The 15,936-nt window shown below is 69.8% G+C and carries 15 protein-coding genes; 12 read left to right on the forward strand and 3 right to left on the reverse strand.

Going from position 1 to position 15,936, the window contains the following annotated elements; translation table 11 throughout:
* The 5 genes from ACEXOR_RS11160 to ACEXOR_RS11180 all read left to right on the forward strand — a co-directional run bounded on the left by ACEXOR_RS11160 (window position 1) and on the right by ACEXOR_RS11180 (window position 5,118).
* Window positions 1–777: an FHA domain-containing protein gene (locus tag ACEXOR_RS11160; RefSeq protein WP_374849712.1), complete on the forward strand. Its 777-nt coding sequence runs from the start codon at window positions 1–3 to the stop codon at window positions 775–777.
* Window positions 778–971: 194 nt separating this feature from the next.
* Window positions 972–2,192, forward strand: a complete 1,221-nt coding sequence (locus ACEXOR_RS11165; protein ID WP_374849713.1) for an ABC transporter substrate-binding protein — start codon at window positions 972–974, stop codon at window positions 2,190–2,192.
* On the forward strand, window positions 2,192–3,394 hold the full coding sequence (locus ACEXOR_RS11170; protein WP_374849714.1) for an ABC transporter ATP-binding protein: 1,203 nt from the start codon (window positions 2,192–2,194) through the stop codon (window positions 3,392–3,394). The genes ACEXOR_RS11165 and ACEXOR_RS11170 overlap by 1 nt, the downstream gene beginning before the upstream one ends.
* Before the next feature lie 12 nt (window positions 3,395–3,406).
* Entirely contained in the window at window positions 3,407–4,318 is a 912-nt protein-coding gene (locus tag ACEXOR_RS11175) for an ABC transporter permease (protein WP_374849715.1), read from the forward strand.
* Window positions 4,315–5,118: an ABC transporter permease gene (locus tag ACEXOR_RS11180; protein ID WP_374849716.1), complete on the forward strand. Its 804-nt coding sequence runs from the start codon at window positions 4,315–4,317 to the stop codon at window positions 5,116–5,118. The genes ACEXOR_RS11175 and ACEXOR_RS11180 overlap by 4 nt, the downstream gene beginning before the upstream one ends.
* Before the next feature lie 11 nt (window positions 5,119–5,129).
* Here ACEXOR_RS11180 and ACEXOR_RS11185 read toward each other — a convergent pair whose 3' ends face one another.
* Both ACEXOR_RS11185 and gabT read right to left on the reverse strand, forming a co-directional pair.
* Window positions 5,130–6,125, reverse strand: coding sequence for an asparaginase (locus tag ACEXOR_RS11185; RefSeq protein ID WP_374849896.1), 996 nt, complete (start codon window positions 6,123–6,125; stop codon window positions 5,130–5,132).
* 68 nt (window positions 6,126–6,193) lie between these two features.
* Window positions 6,194–7,561: a 4-aminobutyrate--2-oxoglutarate transaminase gene (gene gabT, locus ACEXOR_RS11190; protein ID WP_374849717.1), complete on the reverse strand. Its 1,368-nt coding sequence runs from the start codon at window positions 7,559–7,561 to the stop codon at window positions 6,194–6,196.
* A gap of 52 nt (window positions 7,562–7,613) precedes the next feature.
* Between gabT and ACEXOR_RS11195 the strand changes: the two genes are divergently transcribed.
* Window positions 7,614–8,081 (forward strand): OsmC family protein, encoded by a 468-nt coding sequence (locus ACEXOR_RS11195; RefSeq protein ID WP_374849718.1) that lies wholly within the window; start codon window positions 7,614–7,616, stop codon window positions 8,079–8,081.
* Window positions 8,056–8,517, forward strand: coding sequence for a hypothetical protein (locus ACEXOR_RS11200; protein ID WP_374849719.1), 462 nt, complete (start codon window positions 8,056–8,058; stop codon window positions 8,515–8,517). Before ACEXOR_RS11195 ends, ACEXOR_RS11200 begins: the two co-directional genes overlap by 26 nt.
* Here the strand turns inward: ACEXOR_RS11200 and ACEXOR_RS11205 are convergent.
* Window positions 8,496–9,608 (reverse strand): glycoside hydrolase family 76 protein, encoded by a 1,113-nt coding sequence (locus ACEXOR_RS11205; protein ID WP_374849720.1) that lies wholly within the window; start codon window positions 9,606–9,608, stop codon window positions 8,496–8,498. The genes ACEXOR_RS11200 and ACEXOR_RS11205 overlap by 22 nt on opposite strands.
* A 98-nt stretch (window positions 9,609–9,706) precedes the next feature.
* Between ACEXOR_RS11205 and ACEXOR_RS11210 the strand changes: the two genes are divergently transcribed.
* From ACEXOR_RS11210 to ispG, 5 genes are all read left to right on the forward strand, one after another.
* Window positions 9,707–11,155, forward strand: coding sequence for a DHA2 family efflux MFS transporter permease subunit (locus tag ACEXOR_RS11210; RefSeq protein ID WP_374849721.1), 1,449 nt, complete (start codon window positions 9,707–9,709; stop codon window positions 11,153–11,155).
* 55 nt (window positions 11,156–11,210) lie between these two features.
* Window positions 11,211–12,194 carry an FKBP-type peptidyl-prolyl cis-trans isomerase gene (locus tag ACEXOR_RS11215; protein WP_374849722.1) on the forward strand — a complete coding sequence of 328 codons (984 nt, stop codon included), beginning with the start codon at window positions 11,211–11,213 and terminating at the stop codon, window positions 12,192–12,194.
* A gap of 58 nt (window positions 12,195–12,252) precedes the next feature.
* A complete protein-coding gene (locus tag ACEXOR_RS11220) occupies window positions 12,253–13,338 on the forward strand; it encodes a 1-deoxy-D-xylulose-5-phosphate reductoisomerase (protein ID WP_374849723.1) in 1,086 nt (361 codons plus the stop codon).
* 76 nt (window positions 13,339–13,414) lie between these two features.
* Window positions 13,415–14,743, forward strand: a complete 1,329-nt coding sequence (locus ACEXOR_RS11225; RefSeq protein ID WP_374849724.1) for a M50 family metallopeptidase — start codon at window positions 13,415–13,417, stop codon at window positions 14,741–14,743.
* A 36-nt stretch (window positions 14,744–14,779) separates the two neighbouring features.
* The gene (gene ispG, locus ACEXOR_RS11230) at window positions 14,780–15,931 is read left to right on the forward strand and encodes a flavodoxin-dependent (E)-4-hydroxy-3-methylbut-2-enyl-diphosphate synthase (protein WP_374849725.1); all 1,152 of its coding nucleotides are present in this window, start codon (window positions 14,780–14,782) and stop codon (window positions 15,929–15,931) included.
* Window positions 15,932–15,936: the final 5 nt, after the last annotated feature.

The following is a 15,936-nucleotide window of genomic DNA, read 5'->3' on the forward strand; positions in this document are numbered from 1 at the left end:
GTGAAGTGCAGAACCTGTGGCACGACCCTGAGCTCCGGCGCACTCCTCTGCGGAGAATGCGGCACCTCGGCCATCGCACCGCGGCCCACCCTCGGCGATACGGCCCGTTACGACCGCACGGCGCTCCGGAAGGCCATCTCGGCGGAGTCGGCCCGCGCGGCCGGCGCGCGCGGGGCGGGCGACTCCCGCCCAGCCCCCTCCCGCCACGTCGAGCCGCGCCGCGACCGCCCCGTCTCCGTTCCGTCGCGCCCCGACCACTCCCTCCCTACCCCGTCACGCCCCGACCACTCCCTCCCTACCCCGTCGCGCCACGGGCAGCCGCACTCGCGCCCGGAACCCGAGCGCACCGTCGCCCCGACCCCGCCCGCAGCGACATCCGCCCCGGCCCGCGCCGCGAACCCGACCCTGCAGGCCCCCGCCCCCACGCCACCGGCGCCCGCGCCGGCCGCCCGCCCCACCTTCAGCCTCGTCTTCAGCACCGGCGAGAGCATCCGCGTGGCGGGCCCCGGCCTCGTCGGCCGCAATCCCACTCCGGCACCCGGTGAGCACGTCGACTACCTCGTGCAGCTGATCGACCCGCAGCGCAGCGTGTCCAAGACGCACCTCGCATTCGGCGTCGAGGGCGGCGAGCTCTGGGTGGCCGATCACCACTCCTCCAACGGAACCCGGCTCGACCCGGGCGAACCCGGCGCTGTCGAACTCGCCCCCGGCGTTCGCACGACGGTGCCGCGTGGCACCCGCGTGGGCATGGGCGACGAATGGTTCGACGTGCACTGAGACGTGCGCCGAGACGTGCACTGAGACGTGCACTGTCGCGTGCACTGACCGCCGAAAACCTACGTCGTCTCCCCAAATCGACACTGATTTCGTAACGAGTATGTTTCGCGCGTGTGTTTTTCGTCGTCGATGCTGTCGTTCGCAACGGCGGTTGTGTCACTATCGGAGCTACTCATTCCCGGGAGGACGACACCGTGAGAATTCCGAACGACCCTCAGCTCGTGCAGGCCATCCGCCATTCCCAGGCTCTGCGCCGGGCCCGCACCCTGCAGCTCTCGCGCCGCGGCTTCCTCGGCGCCACCGGTGTCGGGGCCACCGCCCTCGCCCTCGCGGCCTGCGCCCCGGCCGACAAGAAGGATCTGACTCCGGCCGACGACAAGAGCGCCACCGAGAAGACCCTCACGTGGGACAACTGGCCCGCCTACATGGACGAGGACGACGCGGGCAACTACCCCACCCTGGTCGGCTTCGAAGACGAGACCGGCATCACCGTCACCTACAACGTGGCGGTCGACGACAACAACAGCTACTACGCGAAGGTCAAAGACCAGCTCGCCCTCGGCCAGGCCATCGGTGCCGACACCGTCTGCCTCACCGACTGGATGGTGGCCCGCCTCGTGCGCAACGGCTACCTGCAGGAGCTCGACCACGCGAACATCCCGAACATCGCCAACCTCAGCCCCTCCTTCGCCAACCCCGACTTCGACAAGGGCCGCAACCTCTCGCTGCCCTGGCAGGGCGGCTTCGCCGGCATCTGCTGGAACAAGGAGAAGGTGCCTGGCGGCCTGAAGAGCGTCGACGACCTCTGGGCCGCCGACCTCAAGGGCCGCGTGGGCGTGCTCTCCGAGATGCGCGACACCATGGGCCTCATCATGCTCAGCCAGGGCACCGACATCACCGGCGAGTGGGGAGACGACCAGTTCGCGAACGCGATGGACGCCTTCACCGAGCAGGTCGAGAACGGCCAGATCCGCAACATCAAGGGAAACGCCTACCTCAACGACTTGCAGAGCGAAGACACCTACGCCGCCATCTGCTGGTCGGGCGACATCACCTCGCTGAACGCCCAGGCCGGCGACAAGTGGGAGTTCGCGATTCCGGATGCCGGCGGCACGCTCTGGAACGACACCTTCGTCGTGCCCATGGGCGCCACCCACAAGGCCAACGCCGAGGCGGTGATGAACTACTACTACGAGCCCGAGGTCGCGGCCGAGCTCGCCGCCTGGGTGAACTACGTGACGCCCGTGGTGGGCGCCAAGGAGGCGATGGACGCCATCGACCCCGAACTCGCGTCGAACCAGCTGATCTTCCCCGACGACGAGACGTTGAGCACCGTGCACGTCTTCCGCACGCTCACCCCGCAGGAGGAGAACGACTACCAGGCCCAGTTCCAGAAGGTGCTGCTGGGCAGCTGATGGCCGACGCATCCGCCTTCGCCGAGAGCGGCGCCGACCTGCAGCTCTCGGGCATCACCAAGCGCTTCCCGGGCTTCACCGCCATCGAAGACCTCGACCTCACCATCCCGGCGGGCTCGTTCTTCGCTCTGCTCGGCCCCTCGGGCTGCGGCAAGACCACGACCCTGCGGCTCGTCGCCGGCCTCGAGGAGCCCACGGAAGGCCGCATCCTGATCGGCGGTCGCGACGTGACTGACACCAAGCCGTACCAGCGCCCGGTCAACACGGTGTTCCAGTCGTACGCCCTGTTCCCGCACATGACCATCCTCGAGAACGTGGCCTTCGGGCTGAAGCGCCGCAAGATCGGCGACGCCGTGGCCAAGGCGCACGAGGCGCTGAAGCTCGTCGAGCTCGACCACCTCGCCTCCCGCCGGCCCGCGCAGCTCTCGGGCGGCCAACAGCAGCGGGTCGCCCTGGCCAGGGCCATCGTGAACCGGCCGGCCCTGCTCCTCCTCGACGAGCCGCTCGGTGCCCTCGACCTCAAGCTGCGCCGCCAGATGCAGCTCGAGCTCAAGACCATCCAGACCGAGGTGGGCCTGACGTTCCTGCACGTCACCCACGACCAGGAGGAGGCCATGACCATGGCCGACACCGTCGCGGTGATGAACAAGGGCCGCATCGAACAGCTCGGCGCCCCCGAGGAGCTCTACGAGCTGCCGCGCACGGCGTTCGTGGCCAACTTCCTCGGCCAGTCGAACCTGTTCATCGGCGACGTGGTGGCGAGCGGGCCCGACCACATCACGGTCGACGTGGCGGGCGTGCCCATCGTGGTGCCCCGCATCCGGAGCCGTCGTCATGCCGGCGAGGTGGCCATCGGCGTGCGACCCGAGAAGGTGCTGCTGCTCACCGAGGCGCCCGCCGCCCAGGCCGGCCGCAACGTGCTCGGCCCGGGCCGGGTGACGGATGCCTCGTTCTCCGGTGTCAGCACCCAGTACCTCGTCGATGTGCCGCACGTGGGCGAGCTCGTGGTGTTCGCCCAGAACATGGTGTTCGGCCCGGTGGTGAACGTCGGAGCCGAGGTGTGGCTGTCGTGGAACGTCGAGCACGGCTTCGGCCTCGACGACGAACCCGGCACGGTGCCGCGCTTCGTGGCCGACGACTCCACGGAGTCCATCGCCATCCAGCGGCGCATCGCGCTCGAAGAAGAGCTCGAGCAGGCGTAGGGCCCCGGCACCATGGCATTCACCGCGTTCGCCTCGCAGCCCACCGTCGAGCAGGCCCCGAGGAAGCGCAGCTTCGTCGCGCTCGTGCTGCTGCTGCCGGGCATCCTGTACCTCGTCCTGTTCTTTCTCACCCCGCTGATCTCGCTGGTCATCACCTCGCTGCAGCAGCCGGTGCTCGACGGCGACATCGGCGAGTTCCAGGCCGGGTTCAACTGGCAGAACTACGCCGACTCGGTGGGGGAGTACTGGCCGCTCATCCTGCGCGCGTTCGGCTACGCCATCGTGGCCACCGTGCTGGCGCTGGTGATCAGCTATCCCATCGCGTACGTCATCGGGGTGAAGGCACGGCGCTGGCCGCTGCTGCAGAGCCTGATGCTCACGCTCGTGATCGCGCCGTTCTTCATCAGCTTCCTGCTGCGCACCCTGGCGTGGAAGCAGATCATGTCCGACGAGGGGCCGATCGTGCAGTTCCTCAAGTCGGTGGCGGTGCTGCCGAGCGACGGGCACCTCACCGGCACCACGTTCTCGGTGATCTTCGGCCTCACCTACAACTTCATCCCGTTCATGACGCTGCCGCTCTACGCCACGCTCGAGCGGCTCGACCTGCGCTACATCGAGGCCGGGGCCGATCTCTACGCGAGCCCGTTCACCACGTTCCGCACGGTCACCATCCCGCTGTCGATGCCCGGGATCGTGTCGGGAACGCTGCTCACCTTCATCCCGGCGGCCGGCGACTACATCAACGCCAGCCGCGACTTCCTCGGGTCGTCGTCGACCGCCATGGTGGGCAACGCGATCGAGGCCAACTTCCTCGTGCTGCAGAACTATCCCGCCGCGGCCTCGCTGTCGATCGTGCTGATGGCGGTCATCCTCGTGATCGTCGGCGTGTACGTGCGCCGCTCCGGAACGGAGGACCTCGTATGAACCGCCGCACAAAGGGTCTGGGGCTGTGGATCTACACGATCATCGCCCTGGTTTTCCTGCTCATCCCCATCGCGTACACGTTCGTGTTCTCGTTCAACGACTCGGGCAAGCTCAACATCGCCTGGCAGGGTTTCACCCTGGAGAAATGGATGACGGTGTGCAACACGCAGGGTCTCTGCGAGGCATTCGGCAACAGCATCCTGGTGGGCGTGGTGGCGACCGTGCTGGCCACCGCGCTCGGAACCCTCATCGCCATCGCCCTGGTGCGTTACCGGTTCAAGGCGCGCTCGGTGATCAGCCTGCTGCTGTTCCTGCCGATGGCGACCCCCGAGGTGGTGCTGGGCGCCGGCCTCGCGGCGCAGTTCCTCACCGTGGGGGCCGAGAAGGGCCTCGTCACGATCATCCTGGCGCACACGATGTTCTGCATCAGCTTCGTGGTGGTGACGGTGAAGGCCAGGGTGGCCTCGCTCGACCCGGCCCTCGAGGAGGCGGGTCGCGACCTCTACGGGTCGCCCGGCCAGGTCTTCTGGCGCATCACGTTCCCGCTGCTCATCCCGGGTATCGCGGCGGCGGCGCTGCTGTCGTTCGCGCTGAGCTTCGACGACTTCATCATCACGAACTTCAACTCGGGCTCGGTCGACACCTTCCCGAAGTTCATCTACATCGCGGCGGCCCGCGGCATCCCGGCGCAGGTGAACGTGATCGCGTCGGCGGTGTTCCTGCTGGCGATCGTGATCGTGGTGGTCACCCAGGTCTCCCGAGCGGCCCGCGCCAAACGCCTGGCCCGCCAGCTCACCTGACGGGGGCGCGGTCAGAGGGTCGGGGACAGACGGATGGTGCCCACCGGCGCCGCTCCGCCGTACACCGCGAGGTCGAGCTCGGGCGTGAGCTCCGCCACCTGGTCGCGGGTGAGCGACCCGTGGCGGGCCAGCAGCTCCAGGGCCACGATCGTGGCCGCGCGCAGGCTGCCGTCGAGCATCTTCAACGCCACGGATGCGCCGTCGGGCGTGGCCATCACCATCACGCCCTCCGCACCGAGCTTGGCCACCACGCCCAACCGGTCGATCACGACGGTGTTCGCGCGCCCCGGTCCGTCGATGGCCCAGCCGTTGGCGAGGATGCTGTCGGTCAGGTGCTTGGCGTGTCCCGACTCGGCACGACGGATGCGCCCGATGCCCCGCGCGAGCGCCACCAGCGACATCGCGTGAACGGGAGCACCGCATCCGTCGACCCCCGAGTGCACCACGGGTGCCCCGGTCTCGCGCTCGACCACGGCCAGGATGCGCTGCTGCAGCGGATGCGCCGGGTCGAGGTAGGTGGCGGTGTCCCATCCGTTCTCGACGCAGGCGAGCAGCATGGCGGCGTGCTTGCCCGAGCAGTTCATCAGGATGCGCTCTTTGTGACCGTTGGCGCGGATGACGCCGTCGCGCGCCGCGGAGTCGCCCGGCCAGTCGGGTGGGCAGCCGAGGTCGTCGGCGTCGAGCCCGGCCTTCTCCAGGATGGAGTCGACCACCCGCACGTGCGCCGGGGTGGCGGAGTGGCTGGCGGTGGCCAGCACGGTCTGCACCGGGTCGAGCGAGACGCCCGACTCGAGCACCGCCAGTGCCTGGAACGGCTTCATGCACGAGCGGGGATACACCGCGAGCTCGGGGGAGCCGACCGAGAGCGCCACCTCGCCCCGCGCATCCAGCACCACGGCCGACCCGATGTGACGCGACTCCACGAACCCGTTGCGGTCGAGCACCGCGAGCTCCACACTCTCCGCGACCCCGGCGGTGCCGGGTTCGCGGCGTGCGCCGGCATCCACCCGTCGCAGATCGCCCTCTGCGGGCTCCGAGAGGGCGATCTGCGACGGGTCGGGGGCCGAGTGCTTGCTCACAGCTGAGCGAAGGCCTCGTCGATCACCGAGAGGGCGTCGGCGATGAGGGCGTCGCTCGTGGCGAGGCTCGGCAGGAAGCGCAGCACGTTGCCGTAGGTTCCGGCGGTCAGCACGAGCACGCCGTGCTGGGTGGCGTACGAAACGATCGCGTTCACGGCGTCGGCGTTGGGGGCCTTCGTGGTCTCCGCGGTGCCGGGCTGCACGAGCTCGATGGCGATCATCGCGCCGATGCCGCGGATCTCGCCGATGATGTCGTACTTCGCCTGCAGCTGGGTCAGGCCCGCCACGAGCGTCTGCTCGATGCGCTTCGCCTCGGCGAGCAGGTCGTTCGCCACGATCTGCTCGAACACGGCCACGGCGGCCGCGGCGGCGACGGGGTTGCCGCCGAAGGTGCCGCCGAGCCCGCCGGGCTGGGCCGAATCCATGATGGTGGCCCGACCGGTGACGCCGGCGAGCGGCAGTCCGCCCGCGATGCCCTTGGCCGAGAGCACCATGTCGGGAACCAGCCCGAAGTGCGAGCTGGCGAAGAACTCCCCGGTGCGGGCCATGCCCGACTGGATCTCATCGGCGATGAACACGATGCCCGAGGCGGTGCACCACTCCTGCAGAGCGGTGAGGTACCCGGGAGCCGGTACGACGAACCCGCCCTCGCCCTGGATGGGCTCGACCACGAGGCAGGCCAGGTCGGCCGCGCCCACGGTCTTCTCGAGGTAGGAGATGGTGCGCTCGGCCGCCTCGGCGCCCGAGAGGCCGTCGTGGTACGGGTAGGAGTTCGGAGCGCGGTACACGTCGCCCGCGAACGGTCCGAACCCGGTGGAGTAGGGCGCGGCCTTGAAGTTCATGGCCATCGTGAGGTTGGTGCGGCCGTGGTACGCGTGCTCGAGCACGGCGACGCCGTTGCGGCCGGTGTGCTTGCGGGCGATCTTCACGCCGTTCTCCACCGCTTCGGCGCCCGAGTTCACGAGCACCGTGCGCTTGGCGAAGTCGCCGGGGGTGTGCTCGGCGAGCAGCTCGGCCACCCGCACGTACTCCTCGTAGGGGGTGATGGTGAAGAGGGTGTGCGTCACGTCCTGCAGCTGGGCTGCGGCGGCCGCGACCACCGAGGCCTCGGTGTGGCCGATGGTGGTGACGCCGATGCCGGCGCCGAGGTCGATGAACTGGTTGCCGTCGACGTCGACCAGGATGGCGCCGTTCGCCTTCGCGATGTACACCGGCAGCGCGCTCGACACACCCGGGGGCACGACCTCGAGGCGTCGGCGGTGCAGCTCGTCCGATTTCGGACCGGGGATCGCGGTGACGATCTTCCGCTCCTGGGGGACGGTGTAGACGGGAGCTGCCACGGAGGCGTCGATGGTGTCAGTCATGATCCCTCGAGTTTAGGCCAGCCCTCCTTCAGCTCCGCGTTAGCATGGCCGGGTGAATCGTGAGCATCACTACAGCGTCGATGTCGCCTGGCTTGGCAATCGCGGCAGCGGCACGAGCGGCTACCGCGAATACGGCCGACAGAGCTCGGTCGAGGCGACCGGCAAGCATCCGATCGACGCGTCGGCCGACCGCACCTTCCACGGCGACGCCGACCGCTGGAACCCCGAGGAGCTGCTGCTCGCCGCCCTCGCCGAGTGCCACATGCTCTCCTTCCTGCACGTGGCGGTGCAGCACGGGGTCGTCGTGACGGCCTACTCGGATGCCGCCACCGGCACCATGGAGCAGCAGGGCGACGGGGGCCGGTTCACGAGTGCCACGCTGCATCCGCTCGTCACGGTGGCCGAGCCCATCGACGACGACCTCGCCGCCACCCTGCATCGCGAGGCGAGCGAGAAGTGCTTCATCGCCAACTCGGTGAACTTCCCGGTGCACCATGAACCCCGAACCGTCGTCGGCTGAGAACACCGCCGGCCCCGCGCCGGTCGGCGCCCGCGGGGTGGTGACCCTCGTGCTCATCGGCCGCACCCTGCGCGGCACCCTGGGTGAGGAGTTCCGCGCCGAGGCCGTCGCCCTGCACGAACGGATGCACGGCCCGTCCGCCGCTCCGCCCCACACGGCTCTCGCCCGAACGGTCGAACTCACCGCCGTGGCGGTCACCACCCTCGCCCCCCTGCACCTCTCCGCCCGGATCGCCGACCCCGCCTTCACCCCCGCCCACTCGCACCCCACCCCCGCCGCCGAGGGGGCGGAGGTGTTCGTGGTGGAGGTGGAGCACGTCGAGGGGATCAGGGCGCTGCACGGGCCCCCGGGGGTCGACCTGCGGCGCACCGTCGTGGTGGAGGTCGAAGCCGCGACCCGGCCCGAGCTCGACGTTCAGGTGGTCGTGCGGGACTGATCGAGCCGCCAGCGCGCCTCGAGGGCCATCGTGGCCGCGAGCTGGGTGGAGAGGAACGTCGTCGGCGGAGCCGGCCGCGACCAGTCGTCGCCGGCGCGGCCGACATCGGCGACGGCAACGGGACCGGCCGCGTGCTCGCCGGCCGGTGCGGAGAAGCTGCCGCGAAGCGCATCCGTCGCCGTGTCGAGGTACGCCACGAGGGCGTCGCGATCGCGGTCGCCGGCGGGCAGCGCCTCGGCCACGAGCGCGAGGTACCGCGCATGGATGCCCTTGAACAGCCCCGCGTCGCCGCCGCCCGCGTGGTCGGAGCGCGCCTCCTCGCCCAGTACGACGCCCGCCGGCGCGAGCCTGGGCAGGGCGGCGCGCGCGATGCGGCCGGCGGTGGCAGGCGCATCCGGAATCCAACGCCGCTCGAGCACGGCCGCGGCCACCACGCCCTGGTTGTAGCTGAACACCCAGCCGTCGTCGACGCGGTGGTCACCGGTGCGGTTCACGCCGTCGAGCACCACCCCCTCCGGCGTCACCAGCCGATCGAGCAACCACTGCACCGTCTCGTCGGCCGCCACCCGGTACCGTTCGTCGCCGGTCAGCCGGTGCAGCCGCGCCGAGGCCAGCGCGAATGTGCCGTTGCTCGGAGCGTTCTTGTACCCCGGCTGCGGCACCCGCCACGACACGCTCGGCCCCTCGAGCCGGTTCCAGCCACGACTCCGGATGCGCCGCCACACCGACACCGCGTCGTCGAGCCGGCGGGCCGAGCCGGTGGCCTCGTGCAGCCCGATCAGGGCGAGGGCGAGCCAGCCGAGGTCGTCGAAGTAGTCGTTGAACAGGCCGCAGTTGCGCACCCGGAGGTACCGCAGGGTGGCCTCGGCCTGGTGCAGGCGCCGCTCATCACCCGTGCGGTGGAAGGCGTCGAGCCGGGTGTCGATGGCGTGCGACAGCCACCAGTGGTTGAGGGGGAGTGCCTGGCGCAGGTGGAGCGGGGACGTGTTGCGATAGGCGCCCGAGAGCACCGGGACGTGCGCGAACACCGGCACGGCGAAGCGGCGGTCGAGGCAGTGCTGGGCCGCGTCGGCCGCCTCCGCGATGCTCATCACGCGCTCACCCTACGCCGGGCCCCGCCGGGCCACGCCGCCGGTGGTTGCGACGATCTGCGGTCGCCGCTTCGCGCCCGGTGCACTTGACTGAACCCATGGCCTCCTCGATCTCGTCCGCCCAGCGACTGGTGCTCGTCGTCGCCATCCTGAGCTCGTTCATCTCGTTCCTCGACGCCACGGTCATCAACGTGGCGCTGCCCGCCATCAGCCGGGAGCTCGGCGGCGAGCTGTCGTCGCAGCAGTGGGTGGTCGACGCCTACCTCATCACGCTCGGTGCCGTCATCCTGCTCGCCGGCTCGCTGTCCGACGTGTTCGGGCGTAGGCGCGTGCTGTTCGTGGGCCTGCTGGGGTTCGGGGTCACGTCGCTCGCCTGCGCGTTCGCGCCCACCATCGAGTTCCTGATCGTGTCGCGGGGCCTGCAGGGAGTCGCCGGGGCCCTGCTCGTGCCGTCGTCGCTGGCCCTCATCCTGGCGAACTTCAGCGGATCGCTGCAGAGCCGCGCCATCGGAACCTGGACGGCCTTCACGAGTGTCGCCAACATCGCCGGCCCCATCCTGGGCGGTGTGCTGGTCGACCAGGTGTCGTGGCGGCTCGTGTTCGGTATCAACGTGCTGCCCATCGTGGTGGCGGTGGTGCTCGTGCTCCGGTTGCCGAACGACGCGCACCACGCCACCGGAGCGCGCATCGACGTGCGCGGCGCCGTTCTGGGCGTGCTCGGTCTCGGCCTGCCGGTGTTCGCGCTGATCGAGCAGGCGAACTTCGGCTGGGGCTCGCCGGTGGTGCTGGTGCCGCTCGTGGTGGGTGTGCTGGCGTTCGCCGCGTTCCTGGTGAACGAGAAGCTCACGAAGCAGCCCATGCTGCCGCTGTCGCTGTTCCGGGTGCGCAACTTCTCGGTGGGCAATGCGTCGACGTTCCTCATCTACGGGGCGCTCTCGCTCGGCTTCTTCTGTGTGGCCGTGTTCCTGCAGCAGGTGGCGGGTTACACCGCCACCGAGGCCGGGTTCGCGATGATCCCCACGAGCGTGCTGCTGATCGCGCTCTCCTCGCTGTTCGGCCGCCTCTCGGGCCGCATCGGGCCACGCCTGTTCATGACCGTGGGCCCGCTTTTCGCCGGCGCCGGCTTCCTGCTGATGCTGCGCTTCGACGAGAGCGCCGACTACCTCACCCAGGTGCTGCCCGCCGTGGTGGTGTTCGGTCTGGGCATGTCGATCACGGTCGCGCCGCTCACCGCCGCCATCCTGGGGGCCATCGACCCCGGGCGCTCCGGCATCGCCTCGGCGGTGAACAACGCGGTCTCGCGGGTGGCCGGGCTCATCGCCGTGGCCCTCGCCAGCCTCATCGCGGGCACGGCGTCGCTCGACCTCGCGGGCTTCCACCGGGTGGTGCTCGTCACCGCGGTGTTCTTCGTGGCCGGCGGTGTTCTGTCGCTGATCGGCATCCAGAACCCGCGCCGTCCGGCCACCGCGGCCCCGGATGCCCGTCCCGGCGCCGAGGCATCGACGACAGATGAACATCCGTCCGCTCCCAGCGGGTCACCAGCTTGATGCAAGGCGCCTGAGCGACACTGGTCGCATCCCCCCACTGTCACGAAGAGGACTCATGCGCTCACTCCCGGCTCTCGCCGCCGCAGCCGTCGCCGCCACGCTCCTGCTGGCCGGCTGCTCGGCCTCGACCACCCCGACCGATGACGCCACCTCGTCGCCGGCCGCCGACACCGTCGAGTGCGCCTCTCCGGGCAGCGCGTCCAACGCGGTCACCGTCACCGGCGACTTCGGCGCCGAGCCCACCACGAGCTTCACGGGCCCCCTGAACGTCGACACCACCGAGCGCTCGACGGCGATCGAGGGCGACGGCGACGACATCACCTCGGGCCAGACCGTCACGGTCGACTTCACGGTCTACAACGGCACGAGCGGCACGAAGGTGTTCTCCACGCTCGACGAGGGCGGCACCGCCCTGCAGCTGAACACCGACGACACCAACTACATCCCGGGCCTTTTGAAGGCGGTGCTCTGCAGCACCGTCGGCTCGCGCGTGGTGGCGGTCATCCCGCCGGCCGAGGCCTTCGGCGACCAGGGCAACGAGTCGCTCGGCGTCGCGGCCACCGACTCCCTGGTGATGGTGGCCGACGTCGAGGGCATCATCCCCGACCGCGCCACGGGCGTCGACCAGCCCGCCCAAGACGGTTTCCCCACGGTCGAGCTCGCCGACGACGGCGCGCCGACCGTCTCCATCCCCTCCACCGACCCGCCCACCGACCTCCAGCTCGAGGTTCTGAAGAAGGGCGACGGCGAGGTCGTGGCCGACGGCGCGAACGTGACCGTGCAGTACCAAGGCGTCATCTGGGGCACCGGCAAAGTCTTCGACCAGAGTTGGGGCACCGGCGGGCCCACCACCTTCCAGACCACGGGCGTGGTGAAGGGCTTCTCGGCCGCCATCGTGGGCCAGACGGTCGGTTCCCAGGTGCTCGTCGTCATCCCGCCGGATCTCGGTTACGGCTCCGAGGGCAACAGCTCGGCCGGCATCTCGGGCACCGACACGCTCGTGTTCGTGGTCGACATCCTCGCCACCGCCTCGGCGTAGCACGCAGGCCGCGTGCCGTCGTCGGGCGGCACGCGGGCGGATGCGGGATGATGGCTGCGTGAGACGCGTCATCATCCTCGGTTCCACCGGCTCCATCGGCGTTCAGGCGCTCGATGTCATCCGGGCCAATCCCGAGCGGTTCGAGGTGGTCGGTCTGGTGGCCGGCCGCAACCGCTCGGCCCTCGACGCCCAGGCGGCGGAGTTCGGCGTCGCCGACACCGGTCTCGGAGAGCTCGAGGCCGAGCAGCTGGTGCGCGACGTCGAGGCCGACGTGGTGCTCAACGGCATCACGGGCTCGGTGGGTCTCGGCCCCACGCTGGCCGCCCTCGAGGCCGGGCGCACCCTGGCGCTGGCGAACAAGGAGAGCCTCATCGTGGGCGGCGACCTCGTGCGCGGGGCTGCGGCGCCCGGGCAGATCGTGCCCGTCGACTCCGAGCACTCTGCCATCGCGCAGGCGCTGCGGTCGGGCACGGCCGGAGAAGTCTCCCGGCTGGTGCTCACCGCATCCGGTGGCCCTTTCCGCGGGCGCACGCGTGAGCAGATGAACGACGTCACCCCCGGCGAGGCGCTCGCCCACCCCACCTGGGACATGGGTCTCGTGGTCACCACCAACTCGGCCACGCTCGTCAACAAGGGCCTCGAGGTGATCGAGGCGCACCTGCTGTTCGACGTCGCCTACGCCGACATCGCGGTGACCGTGCACCCCCAGTCGGTGGTGCACTCGATGGTGGAGTTCCACGACGGGTCGACCATCGCCCAGGCCTCGCCGCCCGACATGCGACTGCCCATCTCCCTCGGCCTCGACTGGCCGAACCGGGTGGCCGGTGTCGGCGCACCGATCGACTGGACGAGCGCGCACGAGTGGACCTTCGCGCCGCTGGACGAGGTGGCCTTCCCCGCGGTGGCCCTCGCCAAGCAGGTGGGCCGTGCCTGCGGCAGCTTCCCGGCGGTGTTCAATGCCGCGAACGAGCAGGCGGTGGCCGCGTTCCACGCCGGGCGGATCGGGTTCCTCGACATCGTCGACACCGTGCAGCGGGTGGTCGACCTGCACGAGCTGCCGAGCGGGCAGGTCACCCGGGAGTCGCTCGCCGAGGCCGAGCTGTGGGCACGCGCGACGGCCGACCAGCTGATCGCCACGCTCTGAGATCTCATCACCGGCGCTGAGCATCCGTTCAGCCAAACATCAGGGGTGTGCCCGAGGGCCGGGGTAGTGTCCTCGTGTGGAAACGGTCCTTCAGTTCATTCTCGGTGTGCTCATCATCGCCGTCGGGATCGCCGTCTCCATCGGCCTGCACGAAGTGGGCCACCTCGTGCCCGCCAAGCTCTTCGGCATCAAGGTCACCCAGTACATGATCGGCTTCGGGCCGACGGTGTTCTCCCGTAAGCGCGGCGAGACCGAGTACGGGCTGAAGGCCATCCCGCTCGGTGGCTACATCTCCATGATCGGCATGTTCCCGCCGCGGCGGGAGGGCGACAAGGCCGTGGCCAACAGCACCGGCTTCTTCCAGTCGATGGCCCAGGATGCGCGCCAGCAGTCCCAGCTCACGATCGGCACCGACGAGCACCGGGCGTTCTACCGCAAGCCGGTCTGGCAGCGCATCATCGTGATGCTCGGCGGGCCGTTCATGAACCTGCTGCTCGCGGTGGTGTTCTTCTCCATCACCCTCGTGGGTTTCGGCACCGCCCAGCCCTCGACCACCATCGGCAGCGTCTCGGCGTGCGTACTGCCCGCCTCGAGCGAGCGCCAGACCTGCGAGGCCGGCGACGAGCAGTCTCCGGGCGCCGCGGCCGGACTGCAGCCGGGCGACAAGCTCGTCTCGGTCGACGGCACCCCGATCGACAGCTGGGACCAGTCGACCGCCATCATCCGCGCCGCCGCCGGCCAGACCCTGCCCGTGGTCGTCGAGCGCAACGGCGTCGACACCACCCTCAGCCTCACGCCGCTGCTCACCGAGCGGTACGTCTACGACGACGACGGCGAGATCGCGAAGGACTCCTCCGGCCAGAACGTCACGGAAGAGGTGGGGTTCGTGGGCATCGGCCCGGCGAACGAGCTGGTGCCCCAGCCCATCACGGCGGTGCCCGCATTCATCGGCGAGAACATCGGCCACACGGTCGCGCTGGTGGCCAACCTGCCGCAGCGCCTGTACGACGTGGCCCAGGCCGCCTTCGGCTCGGGTGAGCGCGACCCGAACGGCCCCATCAGCGTGGTGGGCGTCGGCCGGGTGGCCGGCGAGATCGCCTCGATCGACACGATCCCGCTCGCCTCCAAGGCAGCCAGTCTCCTCGGTCTCCTCGGCTCGCTGAACGTGGCGCTGCTCGTGATCAACCTCGTTCCGCTCACCCCGCTGGACGGCGGCCACGTGGTGTCGGCGCTCTGGGAGGGCATCCGTCGGTTCTTCGCCAAGCTGTTCAAGCGGCGCGATCCGGGGCCGGTCGACGCCGCCAAGCTGATGCCGCTCACCTTCGCCGTCGTCATCCTGTTCGGCGGCATGACGGCTCTGCTGGTGTACGCCGACATCGTCAAGCCGATCGACATCTTCGGCTAGAGCCTGCCGTTCAGTTAGCCGTCCTAGACTGAATCCGTGCCAGCAATCAATCTGGGGATGCCCAAGTCGGCCCCTGAAACCCTCGCCCCCCGGCGCAAGTCCCGCCAGATCAAGGTGGGCAAGGTGCTCGTGGGCGGTGACGCCCAGGTGAGCGTGCAGTCGATGACCACAACGCCCACGCCGAACATCAACGCCACCCTGCAGCAGATCGCCGAGCTCACCGCTTCGGGCTGCGACATCGTGCGCGTGGCCGTGCCGTCGCGCGACGACGCCGAGGCTCTGCCGATCATCGCGAAGAAGAGCCAGATCCCGGTCATCGCCGACATCCACTTCCAGCCGAACTACGTGTTCGCCGCGATCGACGCCGGCTGTGCGGGCGTGCGCGTGAACCCGGGCAACATCCGCAAGTTCGACGACAAGGTGGGCGAGATCGCCGCCGCGGCCAAGGCCGCCGGGGTCTCCATCCGGATCGGTGTGAACGCCGGTTCGCTCGACCCGCGTCTGCTCGAGAAGTACGGCAAGGCCACCCCCGAGGCGCTCGTCGAGAGCGCCGTCTGGGAGGCGTCGCTGTTCGAGGAGCACGACTTCCACGACTTCAAGATCTCGGTGAAGCACAACGACCCGATCATCATGGTGAAGGCCTACCGGCTGCTCGCCGAGCGCGGCGACTGGCCCCTGCACCTCGGGGTCACCGAGGCCGGCCCGTCGTTCCAGGGCACGATCAAGAGCGCCACGGCGTTCGGCATCCTGCTCTCCGAGGGCATCGGCGACACCATCCGCGTCTCGCTGTCGGCCCCGCCGGTCGAAGAGGTGAAGGTGGGGCTGCAGATCCTGCAGTCGCTCAACCTGCGCGAGCGCAAGCTCGAGATCGTGTCGTGCCCCTCGTGCGGTCGCGCCCAGGTCGACGTCTACAAGCTCGCGAACGACGTCACCGACGGGCTCGAGGGAATGACCGTGCCGCTCCGGGTCGCCGTGATGGGCTGCGTCGTGAACGGTCCGGGCGAGGCGCGCGAGGCCGACCTCGGCGTGGCGTCGGGCAACGGCAAGGGGCAGATCTTCGTGAAGGGCGAGGTCATCAAGACCGTTCCCGAGTCGGAGATCGTGGCGACGCTGATCGAGGAGGCCAACCGTCTCGCGGCCGAGATGCCGCCCGGCGCCCTGGGTTCTCCTGAGGTCGTCACCGTCTGAGGGTG

This window comes from Herbiconiux liangxiaofengii, assembly GCF_041927335.1.
In the GTDB taxonomy this organism is placed as follows: domain Bacteria; phylum Actinomycetota; class Actinomycetes; order Actinomycetales; family Microbacteriaceae; genus Herbiconiux; species Herbiconiux liangxiaofengii.

Excerpts from the sequence above, each read along its gene's own strand:
- ACEXOR_RS11170 (WP_374849714.1), top strand. The coding sequence starts at position 2,192 with ATGGCCGACGCATCCGCCTTCGCCGAGAGCGGCGCCGACCTGCAGCTC.
- ACEXOR_RS11175 (WP_374849715.1), top strand. The coding sequence starts at position 3,407 with ATGGCATTCACCGCGTTCGCCTCGCAGCCCACCGTCGAGCAGGCCCCG.
- ACEXOR_RS11180 (WP_374849716.1), top strand. The coding sequence starts at position 4,315 with ATGAACCGCCGCACAAAGGGTCTGGGGCTGTGGATCTACACGATCATC.
- gabT (WP_374849717.1), bottom strand. The coding sequence starts at position 7,561 with ATGACTGACACCATCGACGCCTCCGTGGCAGCTCCCGTCTACACCGTC.
- ACEXOR_RS11200 (WP_374849719.1), top strand. The coding sequence starts at position 8,056 with ATGAACCCCGAACCGTCGTCGGCTGAGAACACCGCCGGCCCCGCGCCG.
- ACEXOR_RS11205 (WP_374849720.1), bottom strand. The coding sequence starts at position 9,608 with ATGAGCATCGCGGAGGCGGCCGACGCGGCCCAGCACTGCCTCGACCGC.
- ACEXOR_RS11210 (WP_374849721.1), top strand. The coding sequence starts at position 9,707 with ATGGCCTCCTCGATCTCGTCCGCCCAGCGACTGGTGCTCGTCGTCGCC.
- ACEXOR_RS11215 (WP_374849722.1), top strand. The coding sequence starts at position 11,211 with ATGCGCTCACTCCCGGCTCTCGCCGCCGCAGCCGTCGCCGCCACGCTC.